At 44.0% G+C, this 22,746-nt stretch carries 23 protein-coding genes; all 23 read left to right on the plus strand.

The features are described 5' to 3' along the window. Positions 1–101 precede the first annotated feature (101 nt). The 23 genes from rseP to B5Y67_RS01495 all read left to right on the plus strand — a co-directional run bounded on the left by rseP (position 102) and on the right by B5Y67_RS01495 (position 22,700). Positions 102–1,172 carry an RIP metalloprotease RseP gene (rseP, locus tag B5Y67_RS01385; RefSeq protein ID WP_088224798.1) on the plus strand — a complete coding sequence of 357 codons (1,071 nt, stop codon included), beginning with the start codon at positions 102–104 and terminating at the stop codon, positions 1,170–1,172. A gap of 27 nt (positions 1,173–1,199) precedes the next feature. Next, a complete protein-coding gene (gene ispG, locus B5Y67_RS01390) occupies positions 1,200–2,279 on the plus strand; it encodes a flavodoxin-dependent (E)-4-hydroxy-3-methylbut-2-enyl-diphosphate synthase (RefSeq protein WP_088224829.1) in 1,080 nt (359 codons plus the stop codon). A 90-nt stretch (positions 2,280–2,369) separates the two neighbouring features. Beyond that, complete coding sequence (locus B5Y67_RS01395) at positions 2,370–4,094, plus strand: proline--tRNA ligase (RefSeq protein ID WP_088224799.1); 1,725 nt, start codon at positions 2,370–2,372, stop codon at positions 4,092–4,094. A gap of 235 nt (positions 4,095–4,329) precedes the next feature. Next, the gene (gene rimP / locus B5Y67_RS01400; protein WP_088224800.1) at positions 4,330–4,788 is read left to right on the plus strand and encodes a ribosome maturation factor RimP; all 459 of its coding nucleotides are present in this window, start codon (positions 4,330–4,332) and stop codon (positions 4,786–4,788) included. A gap of 39 nt (positions 4,789–4,827) precedes the next feature. Next, positions 4,828–6,159 (plus strand): transcription termination factor NusA, encoded by a 1,332-nt coding sequence (nusA, locus tag B5Y67_RS01405; RefSeq protein WP_088224801.1) that lies wholly within the window; start codon positions 4,828–4,830, stop codon positions 6,157–6,159. 21 nt (positions 6,160–6,180) lie between these two features. Then, positions 6,181–6,444, plus strand: coding sequence for a YlxR family protein (locus tag B5Y67_RS01410; protein WP_088224802.1), 264 nt, complete (start codon positions 6,181–6,183; stop codon positions 6,442–6,444). Continuing rightward, positions 6,441–6,737 carry a ribosomal L7Ae/L30e/S12e/Gadd45 family protein gene (locus B5Y67_RS01415; RefSeq protein ID WP_088187461.1) on the plus strand — a complete coding sequence of 99 codons (297 nt, stop codon included), beginning with the start codon at positions 6,441–6,443 and terminating at the stop codon, positions 6,735–6,737. Before B5Y67_RS01410 ends, B5Y67_RS01415 begins: the two co-directional genes overlap by 4 nt. A gap of 44 nt (positions 6,738–6,781) precedes the next feature. Further along, positions 6,782–9,688, plus strand: a complete 2,907-nt coding sequence (infB, locus tag B5Y67_RS01420) for a translation initiation factor IF-2 (RefSeq protein ID WP_088224803.1) — start codon at positions 6,782–6,784, stop codon at positions 9,686–9,688. A gap of 20 nt (positions 9,689–9,708) precedes the next feature. Beyond that, positions 9,709–10,083 carry a 30S ribosome-binding factor RbfA gene (gene rbfA / locus B5Y67_RS01425; RefSeq protein ID WP_088224804.1) on the plus strand — a complete coding sequence of 125 codons (375 nt, stop codon included), beginning with the start codon at positions 9,709–9,711 and terminating at the stop codon, positions 10,081–10,083. After that, the gene (locus B5Y67_RS01430; protein ID WP_088224805.1) at positions 10,076–11,056 is read left to right on the plus strand and encodes a bifunctional oligoribonuclease/PAP phosphatase NrnA; all 981 of its coding nucleotides are present in this window, start codon (positions 10,076–10,078) and stop codon (positions 11,054–11,056) included. The genes rbfA and B5Y67_RS01430 overlap by 8 nt, the downstream gene beginning before the upstream one ends. After that, entirely contained in the window at positions 11,040–11,924 is an 885-nt protein-coding gene (truB, locus tag B5Y67_RS01435; RefSeq protein ID WP_088224806.1) for a tRNA pseudouridine(55) synthase TruB, read from the plus strand. Before B5Y67_RS01430 ends, truB begins: the two co-directional genes overlap by 17 nt. A gap of 18 nt (positions 11,925–11,942) precedes the next feature. Continuing rightward, positions 11,943–12,866 carry a bifunctional riboflavin kinase/FAD synthetase gene (locus tag B5Y67_RS01440; RefSeq protein ID WP_088224807.1) on the plus strand — a complete coding sequence of 308 codons (924 nt, stop codon included), beginning with the start codon at positions 11,943–11,945 and terminating at the stop codon, positions 12,864–12,866. 136 nt (positions 12,867–13,002) lie between these two features. Then, complete coding sequence (gene rpsO / locus B5Y67_RS01445) at positions 13,003–13,269, plus strand: 30S ribosomal protein S15 (protein ID WP_088224808.1); 267 nt, start codon at positions 13,003–13,005, stop codon at positions 13,267–13,269. 196 nt (positions 13,270–13,465) lie between these two features. Next, on the plus strand, positions 13,466–15,619 hold the full coding sequence (locus B5Y67_RS01450; protein ID WP_088224809.1) for a polyribonucleotide nucleotidyltransferase: 2,154 nt from the start codon (positions 13,466–13,468) through the stop codon (positions 15,617–15,619). 68 nt (positions 15,620–15,687) lie between these two features. Continuing rightward, complete coding sequence (locus B5Y67_RS01455; protein WP_088224810.1) at positions 15,688–16,446, plus strand: polysaccharide deacetylase family protein; 759 nt, start codon at positions 15,688–15,690, stop codon at positions 16,444–16,446. Positions 16,447–16,468: 22 nt separating this feature from the next. Further along, positions 16,469–17,707 carry a D-alanyl-D-alanine carboxypeptidase family protein gene (locus tag B5Y67_RS01460; protein ID WP_088224811.1) on the plus strand — a complete coding sequence of 413 codons (1,239 nt, stop codon included), beginning with the start codon at positions 16,469–16,471 and terminating at the stop codon, positions 17,705–17,707. A gap of 13 nt (positions 17,708–17,720) precedes the next feature. Further along, on the plus strand, positions 17,721–18,992 hold the full coding sequence (locus tag B5Y67_RS01465) for a pitrilysin family protein (RefSeq protein WP_088224812.1): 1,272 nt from the start codon (positions 17,721–17,723) through the stop codon (positions 18,990–18,992). 14 nt (positions 18,993–19,006) lie between these two features. After that, positions 19,007–19,456: a dUTP diphosphatase gene (dut, locus tag B5Y67_RS01470; RefSeq protein ID WP_088224813.1), complete on the plus strand. Its 450-nt coding sequence runs from the start codon at positions 19,007–19,009 to the stop codon at positions 19,454–19,456. 133 nt (positions 19,457–19,589) lie between these two features. Further along, positions 19,590–19,904, plus strand: a complete 315-nt coding sequence (locus tag B5Y67_RS01475) for a hypothetical protein (RefSeq protein ID WP_088224814.1) — start codon at positions 19,590–19,592, stop codon at positions 19,902–19,904. A gap of 7 nt (positions 19,905–19,911) precedes the next feature. Beyond that, entirely contained in the window at positions 19,912–20,181 is a 270-nt protein-coding gene (locus B5Y67_RS01480) for a YlmC/YmxH family sporulation protein (RefSeq protein WP_088224815.1), read from the plus strand. 112 nt (positions 20,182–20,293) lie between these two features. Next, positions 20,294–21,097 carry a 4-hydroxy-tetrahydrodipicolinate reductase gene (gene dapB, locus B5Y67_RS01485; protein ID WP_088224816.1) on the plus strand — a complete coding sequence of 268 codons (804 nt, stop codon included), beginning with the start codon at positions 20,294–20,296 and terminating at the stop codon, positions 21,095–21,097. A gap of 85 nt (positions 21,098–21,182) precedes the next feature. Beyond that, the gene (gene dpsA / locus B5Y67_RS01490; RefSeq protein ID WP_088224817.1) at positions 21,183–22,094 is read left to right on the plus strand and encodes a dipicolinate synthase subunit DpsA; all 912 of its coding nucleotides are present in this window, start codon (positions 21,183–21,185) and stop codon (positions 22,092–22,094) included. Positions 22,095–22,112: 18 nt separating this feature from the next. Beyond that, positions 22,113–22,700, plus strand: coding sequence for a dipicolinate synthase subunit B (locus B5Y67_RS01495; RefSeq protein WP_088224818.1), 588 nt, complete (start codon positions 22,113–22,115; stop codon positions 22,698–22,700). The last annotated feature ends 46 nt before the right edge of the window (positions 22,701–22,746 follow it).

Below are 22,746 nucleotides of genomic sequence, written 5' to 3' on the forward strand. Positions count from 1 at the left end.
ATTGTAACGTTTCATGACTGTGAACTCAAAAAACTTCTATCTATGGGTTTTATCATAGATGGCCGAAGGTTTTTGGATGTCGAGATAAAGGAGGGTTAAATGTGACTACAGCGCTCGCCATTATTTTCGTTTTTGGAAGTATGGTCATGATTCATGAGTTTGGTCATTATATGGTTGCTAAATTAATCGGTGTGAGAGTTATAGAGTTCAGTTTTGGCTTTGGCCCTAAAATTATTGGGTATCAAGGGAAGGACACTCTCTATGCCTGGAGGCTTATACCTCTGGGGGGATTTGTAAAACTTCACGGTATGGACGCGGAAATCGATGAACAAGGGAGAACAATCATAGCCCCTGTTGATGATGAACAAAGCTTTATGAACAAGCCGGTCTGGCAGCGCATGGCGGTAATAGCTGCGGGCCCGCTCATGAATTTTGTTTTAGCGATTGTCTTGTTTGTCGGTGTTTTTGCCTATCTGGGAGTGCCGACTCAGAGCAACAGCAACGCTATTGGTTCTCTTGTCAGCGGAAAACCTGCAGCATCCGCTGGGATACAGCCTGGCGATAAAATTCTGGCAGTAAACCAAGAACCTACACCCGATTGGAATCGTCTGACTGAAGTTATTCACGGCAAACCGAATCAACAACTCGCCCTTACCATCGAAGGTGCCAAGGGAAATAAGACTCATGTTGTTTCGATCAAGACGGAGAAAGATGCCCAAACAGGGTATGGGATGATTGGAATTGCGCCGCAAGTCGTTTATATGCACGCGTCAATTCTTCAATCAACGGGATTCGGACTGCAGCGCACCTTAGACTTTACAAAGTTCATTGTGGTGACATTAACCCAAATGGTTACGGGTAAAATTCCCGCTGACGTGGGTGGCCCTGTAATGATTGCCCAAGCAATCGGAGAAGGCGCTCACGAAGGGCTGTCCAATTTACTTGGTTTAACTGGGGTCTTAAGCATTCAATTAGGTCTTATTAACTTGTTTCCGATTCCGGCGTTGGATGGAAGCAGACTTGTTTTCTTGCTGTTTGAAGGTTTACGAGGGAAACCCTTAAACCCAGAAAAAGAAAATATGATTCATCTGGTGGGGTTTGTTTTGCTCATGGCCTTAATGATTGCTGTTACTTACAAAGATGTGGTGCGCCTTTTTGTTAAGGCCGGGTAGACGAAGAGAGAATCTGGAGGCAATATGTTGCAAAGAAAGAAAACGAAACCGGTGCAGATAGGCTCTGTAGTTATTGGCGGTGGAGCTCCTGTCGTTGTACAATCTATGACTAATACGGATACACGTGACGTGGAGAAGACACTGCTGCAGATTAATAACTTGGCTCAAGCCGGGTGTGAAGTTGTGCGGCTTGCCGTTTTGGACATGGATGCAGCAGAGGCTTTGAATGCTATTGTCCTTGCAAGTCCTCTCCCGACCATTGCCGACATTCATTTTGACTATCGCCTGGCCATTCGAGCACTTGAGCAGGGAATCCACGGTTTGCGCCTCAATCCGGGAAATATTGGTGCTCGCTGGAAGGTTCAAGAAGTTGTGAAAGCGGCAAAAGAACGGCAAGTTCCTATTCGTATTGGAGTCAATGGGGGATCATTGGAAAAAGAGATTTTAGAAAAATATGGGGAACCAACGGCTGCCGGAATGGTGGAAAGTGCTCTTAGACATATACGGCTCCTGGAAGACGAAGGTTATGATAAGATAAAAGTTTCCTTGAAAGCCTCTTCCGTTCCCATAATGCTGCAAGCTTATCGCCAAATATCAGAATGTGTTGATTACCCCTTACATTTAGGTGTCACTGAGGCGGGAACAGTTCGCTCTGGTGTGGTAAGATCAGCGGTTGGCATTGGTACGTTACTTGCTGAAGGAATCGGAGATACCATTCGAGTATCCTTAACTGGTGATCCTGTGCACGAGATTCCCGTCGCGCTTGAAATATTGCATGTTCTTGGGTTAAGACAACGGAGCATTGATTTAATCAGTTGTCCTACTTGTGGACGAACTCAAGTTGATCTGGCGGCCTTGGCCGAAAAAGTGGAGGAACGGCTTTCGCAGCTTCCTCCTTTAGATAAACCTTTGAAAGTTGCCGTTATGGGCTGTGCAGTTAATGGCCCCGGTGAAGCTCGCGATGCTGATTTAGGAATCGCCGGAGGCAAGGGAAAAGGACTTTTATTCCGAAAGGGAGAAATTGTCGCTAGTCTTAGTGAAGAGGAGCTCTTGCCGGCCTTACTTAAAGAAATTGAAAGCTACGTGTCAGCCCACAAAAAGCAGTGATCTCGGAATCCCCCTTACTTCATAGAAGTGGGGGCATTAGCTGGGGATAGATACCTATTATTGTTACATAATGGAAAGGAATGGCTATAAATGCGCGTTAGTCAATTATTAAATCCAACTCTGCGTGAGGTACCTGCTGAAGCGGAAATTATTAGTCATCAATTGATGCTTCGAGCGGGCTTAATACGCAAATCTGCTGCGGGAGTATATACCTATTTGCCCCTTGGTTTACGAGTCTTAAAAAAGATTGAAGCTATAGTTCGTCAAGAAATGGATAGTAAAGGCGGGCAAGAAGTATTGATGCCAATTATGCAGCCTGCGGAATTATGGCGAGAAAGCGGACGCTGGGACGTTTACGGCGAAGAAATGTTTCGCTTAAAGGACCGTCATCAGAGAGAGTTCTGCCTGGGACCGACTCATGAAGAAATTATTACTGATCTAATTCGGGGAGAAATTCGCTCTTATAAACAACTGCCAATTCTTCTCTACCAGATTCAAAATAAATATCGGGATGAACGTCGCCCTCGCTTTGGTTTGATGCGCGGACGGGAATTCATTATGAAAGACTTATATTCCTTTGACCGCGATGAAGCAGGTCTTGATGTTAGTTATCAGAAAATGTACGATGCCTATTGCCGGATTTTTTCTCGCTGTGGTTTAGCCTACCGTCCCGTTGAAGCCGATGCGGGAGCGATTGGCGGTACAGGCGGTACCCATGAATTTATGGTGTTGGCTGATTCGGGCGAGAACTCTGTTGTTTATTGTCCGGATTGTAACTATGCAGCAAATGTTGAAAAAGCAGAGTGTCGGCCTCAGCCTGTACAAGCTAAAGCAGAAGAGGGAAAACGTCAATTGGTGCACACGCCTGGTGTAAAAACGATTGACGAAGCCTCAGATTTCTTAAAAATCCCGGCAACCAGCTTGATTAAGTCCCTGCTTTATCAAGGAGATGACAAACTTTTCCTCGTACTCGTTCGCGGAGATCGGGAGCTCAATGAGATCAAGATAAATAATGCCTTAGGTGGGTTTATTTCTCTCCAACTCGCTTCGCCAGAGACTGTAAAGAAACTATTGGGATGTGCCCCAGGTTCCGTCGGTCCTGTTGAAGTACCGCCAAGTTTATTGGTTATTGCTGATCAAGAGGTCCCATTAATGGAATATGCTGTTTGTGGCGCCAATAAGGACGATTATCATCTTGTCGGTATCAATCCGAAAACAGAACTGCGGATTGATCAGATTCATGATTTAAGGACTATTGTTCCAGGAGAAGCATGCCCGAATTGCGGGGCTTCTCTCAAAGAGGCTCGGGGCATTGAAGTTGGTCAAGTCTTTAAACTTGGAACCAAGTACAGTAAAGCTTTGGGGGCAACATTCTTAGATGAAAACGGTGTGGAAAAGCCTTGCGTCATGGGATGCTATGGCGTTGGTGTGAGTCGTACAATGGCGTCTGCGATTGAGCAGAATTATGATGAATCGGGGATCATTTGGCCAATACCGATCGCACCTTATCATTGTATTCTTGTACCGGTAAGCACGAAAGATACTCAAGTGGCTGAAGCTACTGAAAAACTCTATCAAGAACTTCAAAGCTTGGGAGTTGAAGTTATTTTAGATGATCGGGATGAACGAGCGGGTGTTAAGTTCAAAGATGCAGATTTAGTTGGCTATCCCTTACGTATCACCATTGGAAGTAAGGCACTAGCCAATGGACAAGTTGAGCTTAAAGAACGAAAAGGCGGCGATATACGCTTAGTTTCTCTAAATGATGCTGCTGGGCAGGTCAAAGCTATTATTGAAAAAGGCATGTCATTTTGATCGTCTCTTTAGGGGGAGCAAAATGACATGGTTCTAAGGTTGCACATGTTGGATGGATATGCTATATTAATATAAGGAATTTGTAGTGATTGTTGGAAAGGAGTGGGTAGTAGCCCGCTCCTTCGTTTGTTCCCTATCGGAAAGTATTAACTGAGAATAACTCGAGAACATTTTCGTTAAAATATACTGAGAACCTTCTTTTCTCCTTAGCTAAATTGATAAAGGGGCGCTTAATATGAATGATTCCTTGGAACAACAAATCGCGTTGCTAGTTGAGCCATATGCTAAAGAAAAAGGGCTTGAATTAGTCGATGTTGAGTACATAAAAGAAGGTGCACATTGGTATTTGCGTCTCTTTATTGATAAAGAGGGGGGCGTGGATATGGACGATTGTGCTGAGATGAGTCACGCCGTGAGTGATATGCTTGACGAGAAAAACCCAATTCCTCAGGCGTATATGTTAGAAGTTTCTTCTCCCGGCCTGGAACGGCCTCTTAAAAAAGACGGAGATTTTATCCGTTTCCAGGGAAGGTTAGTTACAGTACATACGACGTCGCTGGTTCAAGGATACAATGAATTCACCGGTAATCTGGTAGGCCTTATAGACGGCGAAATTGTCTTAGAGCATGAAAATAATCGGATTTCGATTCCGCGTGCCTTGGCGAAGAATACTCACCTAGCATTAGATTTTTAGATTAGTTAGGGACAATAGAATAAGGAGGAACAAGGAAAAATGAATATGGACTTCATCGAGGCTCTTCATGAATTGGAAAAAGGGCGGGGAATTTCTGCTGAGATTTTATTTGAGGCTATTGAAGCCGCACTAATTTCCGCTTACAAGAAGAATTTCGGGTCTTTACAAAACGTACGAGTTCTTATCGACCGCATGACGGGAGAGTTTAAAGTATTCGCTCGCAAAACGATCGTGGAAAATGTTGAAGATTCGCGAACTCAAGTCAGTTTGGACGATGCTCAAAAAATTAATCCTAGCTATCAGCTTGAAGATATCGTTGAGTATGAAGTAACGCCGCGTGATTTTGGACGAATTGCAGCTCAAACAGCCAAACAGGTTGTCGTTCAGCGTATCAGAGAAGCTGAACGAGGTATGATTTATGATGAGTATGTTAATCGGGAAGGCGATATTGTTACTGGCGTTGTACAGCGATATGAACAGAAGAATGTTATCGTTGACTTAGGTAAAGTCGAGGCGGTATTACCGGCACAAGAACAAATTCCCGGTGAGGTTTACCAATCCTTTGAGAGAATAAAAACCTATGTTGTGGAAGTTAAAAAAACCACGAAAGGTCCCCAAATTATGCTGTCACGGACTCATCCGGGTCTGATAAAGCGCTTATTTGAATTGGAAGTACCGGAGATTCACGATGGGGTTGTTGAAATAAAAGGCGTTTCCCGAGAGGCGGGCGCCCGCTCCAAAATTGCAGTCTATTCGCGGGATTCTAATGTCGATCCGGTTGGAGCTTGTGTTGGGCCGAAAGGAACGAGAGTTCAGACCATCGTCACGGAGTTAAAAGGGGAAAAAATTGACATCGTTAATTTTTCCACCGACCCTCATGAATTTGTCGCTAATGCCCTTTCACCGGCTAAGGTTGTGGGAGTTTATCCGAAAACTAATGAGAAAGTAGCTGTCGTTGTTGTTCCCGACTATCAGTTATCTCTTGCTATTGGCAAGGAAGGGCAAAATGCCCGTTTAGCCGCTAAATTAACAGGATGGAAGATCGATATTAAAAGCGAATCTCAAGCAGTTGCTTTAAACCTTGTTTCGGAAAACCCAGAGGATGGGGGCGAAAATTTTGAGGACTACGGCGAATATGAAGAGTATATGGAATATGATGAATTTGCAGATATAGATCAAAGTCAGGATGACGAACAGGAATACGTTGAAGATGAGTCGGCTTTAGATAATGATGATACTAACGAATTTCAAAACTCTGACGAATATAACGAGGAATCGATTAAACAACTATCCGATCAAGACATGGATGATATCTTGGATTGGGTGTCTGAGGACGATTTGAACGAAACCATTACTTCTGAGAAGAAATAATGAAATTGGGAGGGTGAAGGTATGAAAACACGGAAAGTTCCCATGCGGATGTGTTTGGGTTGTCAACAAATGAAACCTAAAAAAGGGCTTCTGAGAATCGTTAGAACTCCAGAAGGAACTGTTGAACTCGATTCCACGGGGAAAAGGAATGGACGTGGAGCATACATTTGCTCTGACTTGACTTGCTTTAGAACGGCAGTTCGTGAGCATCGGTTCAGAAAAGCCTTTGAAGTGGATATTGATCCTAAGGTTTTTGCAGATTTGGAAGGGAAGATTTCTCCGTGAATTCACGAATCCAGGCCTTAATGGGACTCGCACGCCGAGCAGGCAAAATAGCCTCCGGGGAAGCACAAGTTGAGGCTTTATTAAAAAAAAAGAAGGGATATTGCCTTATCTTGGCCGAAGATGCACCAGGGGCTTATAAAAAATTTGATCAGTGGGCAAAAGATTTAAAACTGCCAGTGGTTGTCACTGGAACTAAGCACGAGTTAGGGCATTCAATAGGACTTTCGCCGCGTTCAGCAGTTCTTATATTAGATCAGGGGTTTGCAAAAGCTATTTTACTAGCAAGGAGCTGATGCTTGGAGCGTAATGGGGGAGCCGAATATGTGGGGGTGGTTAAATGAGTATTCGTGTTCATGAATTAGCAAAGGAATTAAACTTTAGCAGTAAAGAAGTGATTACAAGACTCTTAGCTTTAGGAACAGATGTTAAAAATCATTTAAGTACTGTCGATCAAAAAGATGCAGATCGTTTAAGGGATCAACTGAAGGGAAAGGAGATAAATTTGGATCATTCTGAACGCAAAAATTCTGAGGAAATAAAAACTAAAACATCTGAAATCGGTCAAGAAGAACGGACAGCGGAAGGGCGGCCTTCAATGTCACGTCCCGCTTATCAAGGACAACCGCAAGGTTCTCGTTCAAATCAAGTCCATAACCAAGGTCCGCGGCCTAATGCCCAAGGACCTTCTCAAGGACCCCGCACGGGTACTCAAAGCCCACGCCCAGGATATCATGGCCAAGGGCAATCCCAAGGCCCGAGACAAGGCTATCAAGGGCAACCACCAGGACCACGCCCCAGTTACCAAGGACAACCCCAAGGGCCAAGACAAGGTTACCAGGGACAATCTCAAGGGCCGAGACAAGGTTACCAGGGACAATCTCAAGGGCCGAGACAAGGTTATCAGGGACAATCTCAAGGGCCAAGACAAGGTTACCAGGGACAATCTCAAGGGCCAAGACAAGGTTACCAGGGACAATCTCAAGGGCCGAGACAAGGTTACCAGGGACAATCCCAAGGGCCTCGTCCAGGCTACCAGGGACAATCCCAAGGGCCGAGACCGGGCTATCAGGGACAATCCCAAGGGCCGAGACCGGGCTATCAGGGACAATCCCAAGGGCCGAGACCGGGCTATCAGGGACAATCCCAAGGACCGAGACAAGGCTATCAGGGACAATCCCAAGGACCGAGACCGGGCTATCAGGGACAATCCCAAGGACCGAGACAAGGTTACCAAGGACAATCCCAAGGGCCTCGTCCAGGCTACCAGGGACAATCTCAAGGCCCGCGTTCTTCATCTGCCCGAGCTGGGGCAGGTATCCCAGCAGCTCCGGTAATAACGGAACAAGTGAAACGACAAACACCAGCCAGCAAAAAGGCGCAGGATAAAGCCTATGAACGAAAACGCGAAATGGAAAAAGAACGCGAAAGTGTGCTCCGCACACCCCATAGACGCGCTCAAAAACAGCCGAAGAAAGAAGTTAAAGATACTACTCCAAAACACATTGTCATTCAGGAATCAATCTCTGTTCAAGATTTAGCCATTAAAATGAGCCGCAAAGCCGGAGAACTCATAAAACATCTTATGAATTTAGGAGTTATGGCAACAATCAATCAAGAACTGGATTCGGAAACAGCAACTATTCTTGCCAATGAAATGGGTGTTACCGTTGAAGTAAAAGCCGAAAAGTCCTTAGCCGTTATCGAAGATATAGAAGATGATCCGAAGGACCTTGCTTTCCGCCCGCCGGTGGTTACAGTAATGGGGCATGTTGACCATGGAAAAACCTCTCTGTTGGATGCAATTCGTACTACGAATGTTACTTCTTCCGAAGCTGGAGGGATTACCCAGCATATCGGTGCCTACCAGGTCGAGATTAATGGCCAGAAGATAACCTTTTTAGATACGCCCGGTCACGAAGCCTTTACGGCAATGCGGGCACGCGGTGCTCAAGTAACAGATATAGCGGTACTTGTGGTTGCAGCTGATGACGGAGTTATGCCTCAAACAGTCGAAGCTATTAATCATGCCAAGGCCGCAGAAGTCCCGATTATTGTGGCTATTAATAAAATCGATAAGGAAAATGCTACCCCCGAAAGAGTTAAGCAAGAATTAACCGAATACGGATTAGTGGTCGAAGAATGGGGCGGAGACACGATTGCTGTTCCCGTATCGGCAAAATCAAAGGTTAATATCGAGCAGCTTTTGGAAATGATACTCCTCGTTGCAGAAGTTCGTGACCTTAAGGCCAATCCTAACCGACTGGCAGCAGGGACCGTCATCGAAGCTGAGCTGGATAAAGGAAAGGGACCTATAGCCACGGTACTTGTCTCTAAGGGAACACTCAATGTTGGGGATGTTGCTGTTGCAGGCTGTGCCTTTGGCCGAATTCGAGCTATGGTCGATGACAAGGGCCGACGTGTTAAAAAGGCTGGCCCGTCCATGCCCGTTGAAATACAGGGTCTGTCAGAAGTGCCTGAAGCCGGAGAGCCTTTTGCTGTGGTAGCTGATGAAAAATTAGCGCGTCAAATTACCTCGGCACGGACTGCAGTAAGAAAGGTTGAAGAGTCAAAGCGTACTGTCGTAAAAGTCAGTTTGGAGGACCTCTTTGATAAGATCAAAGAAGGAGAAATTAAAGAGCTCAATATCATCATTAAGGCCGATGTTCAAGGTTCAGTAGAAGCCCTTAGACAATCCCTATTGAGGCTTTCAACGGATGAAGTCCGCGTAAATCCTATTCATGGCGGTGTTGGTGCAATTAATGAAAATGACATAATGTTAGCCTCTGCCTCCAACGCGATTATCATTGGCTTTAATGTTCGGGCAGATTCCAATATGAAAGCTACAGCAGATCTTGAAGGCGTTGATTTACGATTTTACAGAGTCATCTATGATGCCATTGAAGATGTTAAGGCAGCTATGACTGGTCTCTTGGATCCAACTTTTAAAGAAGTTGTTCTTGGTAAAGCTGAAGTTCGCCAAGTTTTCAAAGTTCCCAAAGCAGGAACTGTTGCCGGTTGTATGGTAACAGAAGGAAAAATTCTTCGTTCGGCAAAGGTACGCGTTATCAGGGATGGCATTGTGGTTCATGAAGGAGAAATGGAATCTCTGCGACGCTTCAAAGATGATGTCAAAGAGGTCTTAGAGAGCTTTGAATGTGGAATTGGAATCGAAAAATATAATGACATTAAAGAAGGAGATATCCTTGAAGCATTTGCTCTAGAAGAGGAAAAACGAACATTATAGTAATCCCAGGAGGGATACCTATGTCAAAACATCGACCTAACCGTTTGGCTGAAACCCTTAAAGAAGAAATATCTCAAATGATTTTAGTTGAACTCAAAGATCCTCGAATAGGCTTTGTCACAGTAACAAGTGTGGATGTGGCTAATGATTTAGCTCATGCTAAAGTCTATGTTAGTGTTATGGGCAATGAAGAGGATACTAAAACATCTTTAGATACCCTTAATAGAGCGGCTGGTTTTATGAGAAGTGAAATCGGGAAACGAATTCGTTTGCGACATGCACCAGCCATAGTTTTCGTCAACGATCCATCAATCCAACATGGTGCCCATATTGCTAAGTTGCTGCGCGATGTTGGTGCAGCGGATACTGCAGACAAGGATGAATCGCATGAGTGAACGTCTATTAACAGAAGAAATACTGGAAGTCCTGAGAAAAGCGCCATCGGTGGCGCTTTTCTCCCATGTCTCGCCGGATGGCGATTGCTTAGGGTCTATGTTGGCTCTTGGACTTGCCCTCGAAACAATGGGCAAAAAGGTAACGTTCTTTAATCCGGACCGCGTACCGATGGCTTTAGCTTTTTTGCCGGGTTCTGATCGTATTCGGCAAACTTTGCCGGACCCGAGGCCTCAAGTTTTAGTCTTTGTGGATTGTACGGATCTAAAACGTGTATCATTAACTCCGGATTATTTAGATGATAGCATTGTTATTAATATTGATCATCATATTTCAAATCAAAAGTTCGGACATTTAAACTGGATTAATGATCAGGCGAGCGCTTGTGCTGAAATTTGTCTAACGTTGCTTAAACAATTGGGAATAGCTATTAATCGAGAAATAGCGGCAAATCTCTATACAGGCATTGTGACAGATTCAGGATGTTTTCAATATAGCAATACAACAGCGCACACTCATCGCCTGACCGCAGAACTTATTGAGACGGGATTGGATTTAGCAGCCATCCATTATCATTTATTTGACCAGAAACCGCTTGCGCAGATAAAGCTCTTGCAAGCAGCCTTAAATAGTCTGGAGCTTTATGCTGAAGGTCAGCTGGCAGTCATGACCTTAACTCTTGAGGATTTCCGGCAAAGCGCAGCTGACCAGGAACTCAGTGAGGGATTGGTTAATCATGCTAGGAGCATTAAAGGGGTTGAGGTAGCCGTCTTGCTCAAGGAAGTGGGAGCACAAGAGATTAAGAGTGGTTTTCGCTCCAACTTATGGTTTGATGTCAATATGACTGCAGCGCAATTTGGCGGCGGGGGACATCAGCGTGCTGCCGGCTGTACATTCAAGGTTTCACTAACTGAGGCTAAGCAACAGGTCATTAGTGCCATTGAGGAGGGGTTGATCCTTGGACGGCATCGTTAACGTACTCAAACCGCCGGGAATGACCTCTGCGGATGTTGTTGCTTGGATGCGCAGAACACTGAAGACAAAGAAAATTGGTCACACCGGCACTTTGGATCCTGGAGTTGTTGGAGTTTTGCCCATCTGTATAGGAAAAGGAACTCGTCTTGCTGAATATATTACTGAGCAGGGAAAGGCATATCTTGCCGAGGTCACCTTTGGAATTAAAACCGAAACCCAAGACTCTTTTGGGAAAACGGTCTACGAGAAACAGCCTTTTCTTCAACGAACTGAAGTTGAGAGAGTGTTAAGGAAATTTGCAGGCAAAATTTCTCAAATTCCTCCCATGTTCTCAGCGGTACACAAAGACGGCAAGCGCTTATATGAATTTGCTCGGCAAGGAATTTCTATAGAACGAGAGCCGCGTGAGGTAACTCTTTATAAGATCGAGCTTAAGAAGTGGTATGAAGATGAATTTCCGAGGGCAATTTTATATATCGAGTGTTCCAAAGGGACCTATATTCGAACATTGTGTCATGACTTAGGTGAGGACTTAGGCTGCGGGGCTTATATGTCTTACTTGCTTCGGGTTCGGTCCGGCCCCTTTGAAATTCAAGACAGCTGGACTCTCGAAGAGATCGACGAGACAGTTCAAACATCACCGGTTCCCTTCCTTTTGCCTTTAACAGCCGGCATTGATCTTCCCAAGGTCTACTTATCAGCTGCCCGGGCTAATGCTTTTCGCAATGGGTTATCAACTAAGAGAGAACTAGTCAGGACCTCAGACCCTATTTCAAATTCTCAGGTTCAAGTTCTTGAGGGAGAACTGTTAATTGGAATTGGAGTGTGGCGTGAAAATTCTCTCTTTCCCTATAAGGTTATTGGATGATTTAGGAGGTCAAAATCCGTGCAAGTTCAAACAAATATGCCAACTAATAAAGAGCCTTGTGTATTGGCATTAGGAAATTTTGATGGAGTGCACCTTGGACATCGTCGTTTGCTTGAGCATGGATTGAGACAAGCTGAACGTTTGGGAGTAGGTCTTAGTGTTTTGCTCTTTGAGCCCCATCCCTTGAAAGTTCTCCAGCCTGAACGAGGAATTCAGTTACTTACGACGAATCAAGAACGTTTGAAATATTTTGAGGAGATCGGGGTAAACACAGTATTTCTCATTCCTTTTACTCGTGAGATGGCCAATACTTCACCGGAAGACTTTGTCATCAGGATTCTTATGCCCTTAGGGGTAGTTCGCGTTGTTGTGGGTTTTAACTATTCGTTTGGTGCTCATGGCAAGGGAAATCCAGAACTAATCCAGCTATTAGGTAAGCAATATGGATTTGGAGTAAGCGTTCTTCAAGCACAGATGCTTGAAGGAAGGGTTATTTCTTCGAGCAGTATCCGTAAAGCTTTACTGCAAGGAGATATTGCTTTGGCGAGTGCCCTCCTGGGCCGATCTCCCAGCTTAAGCGGAACAGTGATTCATGGGGAAGAACGCGGACGATTATTGGGTTATCCAACCGCAAACCTTCGCCCAAATGAGGACATACTAATTCCCAAACGAGGTGTCTATGCTGTTTGGTCAACTATTAATGGTGCCTTTGTATCAGGTATGATGAATATCGGTATGAAGCCTACGTTTCATGATATGTATGGGACGAGTGTTGAAGTGAATTTCTTCGATTTTAACGGAGACTTATACGGTCAGGAATTAACAATTCATATTGAGGAACGGTTGCGTGACGAGAGGAAATTCGATGGCATTAACGAACTTCTCCTTCAATTGAAAACCGATAAAATAAAAGCTCAGAGTCTTCTCAAGGGATTGTTTTAAAGAAGGCCCGGAACTTTACAAAAGCCAAAGAACCATGTATACTATCATAGAACCTATGGGACCCGCTGACTCGGCTTATCGAAGCTCCGACGGTGTGCTGGGTAGTAGGGAATATTAATTATTGGAGGAAATTAACATGCTGACACCTGAAAAGAAACAAGAGATTATAGTTAAATATGCTCAACACGAAGGAGATACTGGTTCCCCGGAAGTCCAGATTGCTCTCCTTACGGAACGTATTACCTATTTAACGGAACATTTTAAAACTCACAAAAAAGACCATCATTCGCGGCGTGGGCTTTTAAAAATGGTTGGTTCCAGACGTTCGTTATTAAACTATCTGAAAAAAGTTGATTTTGAACGTTATCGTAATATTATTACCGCCCTTGGTTTGAGAAAATAATAAAGATAGTACTATAGAAGTGGGTCATTTGATCCACTTCTTTTAACGTTTTTAAAAGTTTTTCCTTATATTTACGTATAATTCAGAGATATTCTTAGGTAAAGAGTTTTTTTTACAAATTGCAGGAAATAATAATAATATGTCGAAGAGGAAACAAGTTAAAAAGAAGGATTGAAAGTTTTAAGGAGGTTCCATTGTGAAACAGGAAGTATTTGAAAAGTCAATCTCCGTCGGCGGACGAACGATGACTTTCCAAACCGGAAAAATTGGCAAGCAGGCTGGTGGCGCAATTTTTCTTCGTTATGGGGATACAGTAGTATCTGCTTTTGCAACATGTAGTCCAGCACCGAGGGAAGGTATTGATTTCTTTCCTCTCACAGTTGAATTCGAAGAACGTATGTATGCCGCTGGTAAGATTCCAGGCGGATTCATTAAACGTGAAGGAAAAGCCAGTGAAAAGGCGACCTTATCTGCCCGTTTAATAGATCGTCCCATTCGTCCGTTATTTCCTGAAGGGTTTCGTAACGATGTCCAAGTAGTAGCGACTGTCATGTCGGTTGATCAGGACTGTGCGACCGATATCACGGCAATTAATGCCGCATCAGCCGCTCTTGCTGTCTCAAATGTTCCTTTCGAGGGACCTGTTGCGGCGGTCACAGTTGGACTTGTGGATGGGGAATTTATAATTAATCCTACGATTGAACAAAGCGGTAAGAGTAAGATGCATCTAACAGTAGCTGGAACAGAAGAAGCCGTTATGATGGTTGAAGCCGGTGCTCAAGAAGTCGAAGAACAGTTAATGCTCGAAGCTATTATGTTTGGACATTCTGAAATCAAAAAACTTGCTAAGTTCATTGCAGAGTATCGTGAAGAAGCTTTACAGCTGGGCTTGGCAAAGGAAAAAATGGAAGTCCAATTCGATAAAATTCCTGAAACCATTGTTGAGGCAGTTAAAGCCTATGCCTATACCAGGTTAGATGCTGCTGTTCGCGTCGAGGAGAAAAAGGCCAGGGAAAGTGCTATTGATGAAGTAAAAGTCGATGCTCTGAAATTCTTTGCGGCTGAGTTCCCCGATGATATGAAGGCGGTAGAAACTGTTTTAGAGGACATGGTCCATTTAATTGTCCGTAAATTAATTACAGATGAACATATTCGCCCTGATGGCCGGGCTGTTGATGAAGTGCGTCCTATTAGTATTGAGGTAGGAATTTTACCTCGAACTCATGGTTCAGGTCTCTTTACCAGGGGGCAAACTCAAGTATTAACCGTCGCTACGTTAGGGGCTGCTGGAGATGAACAAATTCTAGATGGTTTAGGATTAGAACGTTCAAAACGTTACATACATCATTATAACTTTCCGCCCTACAGTGTCGGAGAAACACGACCCATGCGTGGACCGGGCCGTAGGGAGATTGGACATGGTGCCTTGGCGGAAAGAGCGCTTGTTCCAGTTTTACCGGATGAAAATGAATTTCCCTATACGATACGTCTGGTATCGGAAGTATTGGAATCCAATGGCTCCAGTTCTATGGCCTCCGTTTGCGGAAGCACTCTTTCCTTGATGGATGCCGGTGTTCCGATTACGGCACCAGTTGCCGGCGTGGCCATGGGTCTAATTAAGGAAGGCGATAATTTCGCAATTCTTACAGATATCCAGGGACTAGAGGATCACTTTGGAGATATGGATTTCAAAGTCGCGGGCACGAGCAAAGGGGTAACGGCTCTGCAAATGGATATAAAAATTAAAGGAGTTTCCCGCGAAGTTCTTGCCCAAGGACTCACTCAGGCTAAAGCCGGTCGCCTCTTTATTCTCGATAAGATGCTGGCCGTTCTTGATAAACCTCGACCAGAACTTTCAATCTATGCGCCGCGCATTATTACCGCCTCAATACATCCAGATAAAATACGCGATGTTATTGGACCAGGTGGAAAAACCATCAAGAAAATTATTGAAGAAACGGGCGTTAAAATTGATATTGAGGATGATGGCCGCGTCTTTATCTCTTCTGTTGCCGGAGAAGGCGGGGAGCAAGCTTTAAAAATTATTCAGGCTTTAACTCAAGACGTCGAGGTTGGTAAAATCTATAAAGGAAAAGTTACCCGAGTCATGGATTTTGGAGCTTTTGTAGAGGTTATTCCCGGAGTCCTTGGACTGAGCGGAAAAGAAGGATTAGTGCATATTTCACAACTGTCTCAGGAACGAGTCGAAAAGGTTGAAGATGTCGTAAAAGTTGGCGATGAAATTACGGTGAAGGCTACGGCCATTGATAAACAGGGTCGATTGAATCTTTCTCGTAAAGAAGCGATGGCAAGTGCTCGAAAGGACCCTGCTGTTAGTTCATCAAAGTAGCTAATATTTTTTAATGATCAGTCTGTTAATTCCCCTCTGAGCATAAATTTATGGAAGGGGGGACGCGAATGTTTATTAACTTAAAAATCTCGCGACGAATTCTCTCGTTAGGCGGGATTTTCTTTCTCTTGTTGCTTGGAATTATCGTTGAGCATAAGATGGTGCTTTCCACTTCCCATGTTTCTAAGCCTGTGGAACAAATCAATACGGATCAGAAAGTCATGGCCCTTACTATCAATGTTGATTGGGGAGAAGAGTTTATTCCGGCAATGTTGGAAGCTTTAGATAATGACCATGCGAAGGCTACGTTTTTTGTAACGGGCCGCTGGGCTAAAAAAAACCCGGAATTGTTAAAAGAGATAGCAAATCGCGGTCATGAGATTGAAAATCATGGCTATTCCCATCCCCATCCTGATAATTTATCAGTTGGAGCAAATCAGGAAGAGATAAAAAAAACAGAGAGTATTATCCAGGGGATTATCGGCAGAAGAACTCATTTCTATGCGCCGCCCTATGGAGAAAAGGGAGCGCCAGGATTACGGGCGGCGGATCTGTTAGGGTATCAGACAATTTTGTGGACCTTAGATACTGTGGATTGGCGCGAGGGAAGCACACCAGGAATCATTGCTCAAAGAGTTATTAATCCAGCTGTACGGTTTGGCATCAAGCCTGAAAAAAATGGTGCCATCGTTTTAATGCATCCGAAATTAAATACAGTAAAGGCTTTACCGATTATTTTAGGCCAGTTGACTCGCGAAGGATTTACCTTCCAAACTCTCGATGCACTAATAACATTTGATCAGATCGGAAATACTACCTCACGATGAACTTAAAAGTTGAGGTGGTTTGATGATCAGTCGAACGTGGACGCGTGCTTGTTGCTGCGTCTTTCTTTGTATCACATGTCTCGCTTTCTGTGGGGTAGAACCCGCCTATGCCTCTTCTAGTCAAGCCGTTAAATCAATAAAATCGTCAAAAGCTGCTCGGCCAAAACAACCCGCAAAGAGCACGACCCCGACGAAGTCTGCTGCACCTGAAAAATCAGTTGCCGACCAGCAGGGACCAGGCAGAATTAGCGCAGATGCGGCAGTGCTTATGGACGTTAAAACAGGGGACATTCTCTTTGGAAAACAAGAAAACAAACGCCGTCCTCCTGCCAGTACTACTAAAATCATGACGGCAATTTTAGGCTTTGAACTTGGAAATTCGGATGAAGTTGTTACTGTTAGTCAAAAGGCTGCCAATGTTGGTGAAGCAACCTTACATCTTGACCCGGGAGAGAAAATTAATCTTTATGAACTAATTACCGGGGCCTTGGTTAAATCTGGAAACGATGCTTGTGTGGCGATTGCAGAGCACATCGCCGGAAGCGAGGAGCGATTTGTTCAGTTAATGAATATGAAAGCTTTGGCTTTAGGCGCTCAAAACACGCATTTCGGAAATACTAACGGATTACCTCTCAAGGATCATTATTCCACAGCCTATGATCTTGCCCTTATGGCCCGGCATGGATTATCTATACCTCAATTCGCCTCAATTACTCGCCAAAAAGAAACGGAGATTCATTTTCTGGAACCCGATGTGATGATGGATTTGCGCAATACGAATAAACTGCTTTGGAACTATCCCTATGCAGACGGGGTTAAAACCGGAACGACCACAGCAGCGGGAAAATGTCTTGTTGCTTCGGCGACTAAAGACGGACGTCAACTATTAGTCGTGGTACTTCATGCACCCGATCGTTTTGGAGATGCTAAGAAATTATTGGAGTGGGGTTTTAACAATACTGAGATTGTACACTTGGCAAATGCCGGACAGACGATTACAGAGTTTACTAAGTCTAAGGATCCGGTTCGAGTTTTCACAGAAGCTCCTGTAGATGTAAGTATTCCTAAAACAGAACGTTTGAAACTTCAAACTCATATTGTATGGGAAAAGAATGGAGATCTGCCGCTAGAGGCCGGAGAGAGACTAGGACGCTGGGAAATTTGGCTAGGAAAACAAAAACTAGGCACTGTTCCGTTATTAAGTGAGCGTGACGTTGCTAAGAATCACTCGTTGTTAAGTTTCTATTCCTTTGGGAAATAGGGGAGTGAGTTAATTGTATCAAAAAATGGTATTACCGAATGGAGTTAGAATTATAACTGAAGAAATCGAGCATGTGAGATCGGCTGCCATAGGAATCTGGGTTGGAGCAGGCTCGAGAGATGAAAAGACCGGATATGAGGGAATCTCACACTTTATTGAGCACATGTTTTTTAAAGGCACTGAACATAGAAATGCCCGTGCTCTCGCTGAGTCTCTTGAAGCCGTTGGAGGCCAGCTGAATGCTTTTACAACGAAAGAATACACGTGCTACTATGCCAAGATACTTGATGAAGATCTCGATTTGGCCATTGATGTTTTGAGTGATATGTTCTTTGGCTCGCTCTTTGAAGAAAAAGAAATCGAAAAAGAAAAGAACGTAGTCATCGAAGAAATCAAAATGTATGAAGATTCTCCGGATGAGTTGATTCATGATATTTTTTCTGAACAGGTCTGGAATGATCATCCTTTAGGTAAACCCATTTTAGGAACAGAAGAGAGCATTCGTGCTTTAAATCGGGAAAAAATCTTGACTTATCTTTCCGAACATTACGCTCCGGACAATGTCGTGATATCTGTAGCAGGAAAGATTAAACATGATGATATTGTAGCTAAACTTTCTGCTCACTTTGGGACCTTTAAACGAGGGGGACGCCGAATTCTTGAGGAAACACCGGTCGGACAGCAGGTAGAACGCTACCAAACAAAAGATACGGAACAGATGCATATTCTCATCGGTGTTCCTGGCTTGGGTCAAGATGATGAGGATATTCATGCCATGCATATCGTTAATAATGTTTTAGGAGGAGGATTAAGTTCTCGCTTGTTCCAGGAGGTTAGGGAACAACGCGGACTTGCTTACTCTGTTTACTCTTATCATTCAACCTATGTAGACACAGGTTTGTTTGCTGTTTATGCGGGCACTAGTCCCAACAATACACAGGAAGTTATTGAGTGTATTCTTGAAGAAATTAAGACCATTCGGAATAAGGGAATTACTACAGAGGAACTAGAACGGACAAAAGCCCAGATTAAGGGTGGTTTGTATCTAGGACTGGAATCCGTGAGCAGTCGTATGAGCCGTTTAGGGAAAACAGAATTAACCTATAATCGGGTACTCTCTCCGGAAGAAGTGGTAGAAAAGCTTGAAAATGTGACCCAAGAGGACGTCATACGGGTAATTAGGCGTCTTTGGCAGAAGGATAGAATCAGTATTATGACCTTAGGCCCGGCTGGTCATGAAGTTGTATTAGCAGATTTGTTGAAGAAGATAGGCTGGGATGATTAAGGTGGGAGTTTAAGATGACAAATTCGCTTAACGTTAAGATCAAAAAACTGTTACCTTCTGTGTCCCTTCCGTCTTATGCAACTTCAGCCTCAGCGGGTGTGGATTTATGTGCTTGCCTTGAAGAAAAACTCCTTCTTAATCCAGGTGACAATGTAAAGATCCCGACGGGTATAGCAATTGAGCTCCCGTGTCAAGATGCTGTTGCTTTAGTTTTTGCTCGGAGCGGATTGGCAAATCGATCTGGGATTGGCTTAACCAATGGAGTTGGAGTCATCGATTCCGATTATCGCGGAGAAATTCAAGTATTGCTGCAGAATCTCGGCTCGACGACGGTTACTATAAATCCGGGAGATCGTATCGCTCAAATGGTATTTATGCCTATATTTCAGGTTCAATGGCAAGAAGTATCAGAGCTGGGAGAATCGAATCGGGGATCAGGTGGTTTTGGCTCCACAGGGATTTGAAATTAGTGAACTCGTTCAGCTAATGCTGAACATAAAAATACAAAGAAGAGGAAAAGAAGGACTATTATATCCTTCTTTTTCTTGTTCTAGGGTGATAAGCTAAATCATACAATCCCCATGAGGGGGAATGAACATGCAGGCCCTTGGGGTTACGTTATTAATTATCGGGGTGATAATTTCAGTACGTGAGCGAAAATTTATGATCATGTGGCGCTCTAAGCCCTCATCAAATAACCAGTTAGCTATTGCCTTAAGTCAGTTAGTAGGTACAGCCGGAGGCATATATCTTTCCCTTGAACTTTTATTCTCTTTTTTAAAAATTCCCGAGGATTGGTGGAATAACTCAAGCTTTTTTGTTGAACCCCTGGCTGTCTTTTCATTAATATTAGCTATCTTACAACCTTTTGGCTTTAAGGTCTGGCTGAGGCTGAAGAAGATAGGGAGGTAAAGAGCGAATGTTATTAAGTGATCTGGCCGGGAAGGAAATAATAAATTTACATGACGGTGCGAAACTGGGGCTTGTCGGAGATGCAGATCTTGATATCTCATTAAATGGAACTGTTGAAGCGATCATTCTTGCCTCTCGAGGAGGATTTTCCGGGTTTTGGAGTTCAAGAGGGGATCGAGACCGCGACCAGCTGGTAATTCCCTGGCAAACCATAAAAAAAGTGGGTTCAGAGGTAATTATTATTGATTTGCACGACAAGTTTGACAATAATCGCTAAAATATTCAATTTGACAGAGAACGGGATACCCAATAAAATGAAGGGAAAAGCTTTAACCCCGCATTGCGTTTGGCAACGGGGTTTTGCCTTATTATCGCAGGAGGGGTTTCCTTTGAAGAAAATCCGAGTTTTTGTAGCTGGGGCAAGTGGGAAAATGGGACAGGAAGTGATACGATCTCTCGTTAAAGAGGATGACCTAATTCTGGCAGGAGCTTCAGATACACGTCATCAAGGAATGGATGTTGGATTTGTTGTGGGCCTTCCGCGAATGGGTTTAGATATTTCTGGTCCTTTAGATGTAGAATGTTTGCGTACTTCCAATGTCGATGTTTTAGTGGATTTTACAAATCCTCAATCGGTCTTAAAGAATGCTAAAACCGCAATTATTGCCGGAGTTGTTCCGGTAGTTGGTACGACGGGTTTAGATGACGCTGAACTCGAAGAGATTCGAACTCTGGCAGTAAAGGAAGGGGTAGGGGCATTTATTGCACCAAATTTTTCTATTGGAGCAATATTAATGATGAGATTTGCGCGAGAAGCGGCCAAATATTTCCCTCATGTAGATATTCTTGAGTTGCACCATGACCAAAAACTTGATGCTCCTTCTGGAACTGCTTTAAAAACTGCTGAACTCATTTCTGAAGTTCGTCCCCCGATGGTACAAGGACATCCGAATGAATATGAGAAAATTCCAGGAGCCCGCGGCGCAGATATAGGCGGGATTCACATTCATTCAGTTCGGCTGCCGGGACTAATAGCTCATCAAGAAGTTTTATTTGGTGGATTAGGACAAGCTTTAACAATTCGGCATGACGCCTATACAAGAGAGACTTATATGCCGGGGGTAATGCTAGCCATACGTAAAGCTGCTGACTTAACCGATCTTGTGGTTGGCCTGGAGAATTTCCTCGATTAGGTAATTGTCATGCGTAACCGCTGCTCTTCCTCCCTCATATAATGGATAGTAGTCAATGGGACACTGTCTCAAAGGGGGCATAAAGATGAGTGCGGATCTGAAAGGAATTCGTGTAGCGGTAATTGGGGGGGATGAAAGGGAACTATATTTAATTCCCGAACTTCAAAAACTGGGGGCCTACATAGTCGGGGTCGGATTTGAAAAAGCTTCGCCCATTCCGGGGGTGGCATTTGTATCATCCCTTCTCGAAGCGGTTGATCAGGTGGATGTGTTGCTTTTTCCGATGTTCGGTACCGATGAACGTGGGTCAGTTAAAGCCAAGTACTCGGCTTCTCCACTTATGCTTAACAAAGACGTACTTCAGGCTATTCCAACACGCGTTCCGCTGATTATCGGATTTGCGCGTCCGGCTTTGAAGTCCGCAGCAGAAAAAATGGGAATCCAGTTAGTAGAAACGATTTATCTTGATGAACTTGCCATCTTAAATTCCATTCCTTCTGCTGAAGGAGCTATCCAAATGGCTATGGAAGCTACGAACATTACTATTCACGGGAGTGAAAGTTTCGTCCTAGGTTTGGGACGTACCGGCTGGTCCTTAGCGAGAATGCTGAAAGGAATTGGAGCCCACGTCACAGGGGTAGCCCGTAAGCCAACAGATTTAGCCCGTGCAGTTGAAATGGGAATCAAAGGGGTACATTTTGCGGATTTGGAAGAAGAGATTGAGCGTGCGGAAATTATATTTAACACAGTCCCTCATCTTATTTTAGACCGCGTAATGTTGGAAAAGGTGGCAAAGGATGCTGTTATCGTTGATTTGGCTTCTATCCCGGGAGGAACGGATTTTGAGTTTGCTCAATTGCTGGGCATCAAAGCTATCCTTGCTCCGGGTCTCCCAGGTATTGTAGCTCCCAAATCTGCCGGCAGAATTCTTGCTCAAATTTATCCGCAACTTATTCTTCGTCACTTGACCACCATGATTGCCAATGTTCAGTCTTAAATGTGGAGGTGCGAAGGGATGCAGTTTGACGGGTTAAAAATCGGGTTTGCTCTTACTGGGTCACACTGTATGTTACATGAAGTGGTCAAAGTAATGAAACGTTTGGTAGATGAAGGTGCGACTGTAACACCAATTATCTCGTATTCTGTAGATACTATGGACACTCGATTCGGAAATGCTGATGATTGGAAACGTCAATTTAAGGAAATAACTCAGCAGGAAATTATTCACACAATACCTGGCGCGGAACCGATAGGTCCTAAACAAATGTTTGATTGTGTTGTGATTGCTCCATGTACTGGAAATTCCCTCGCTAAGTTAGCGAATGGGATAACCGATACTCCGGCTCTTATGGCCGCCAAATCCCATCTTCGTAATCAAAGACCTGTGGTCTTAGCTGTATCAACGAATGATGGATTAGGATTAAATGCTCGTAATATTGGAACGCTGCTTATAACAAAGAATATCTATTTGGTACCATTTGGGCAAGATAATCCTGCAACAAAAGCGAATTCATTGGTCGCTCATATGGATAAAGTTCCGGAAACAATCCTCATGGCGCTTGAAGGGAAACAGGTTCAGCCTGTTCTTTGGGATTATCGATAAATCGATTGGTTTAATTAAATTGTGAGAAGGTGCCTTGTTCAAAACA

The organism is Desulfosporosinus sp. FKB (assembly GCF_002196705.1).
Taxonomy (GTDB): domain Bacteria; phylum Bacillota; class Desulfitobacteriia; order Desulfitobacteriales; family Desulfitobacteriaceae; genus Desulfosporosinus.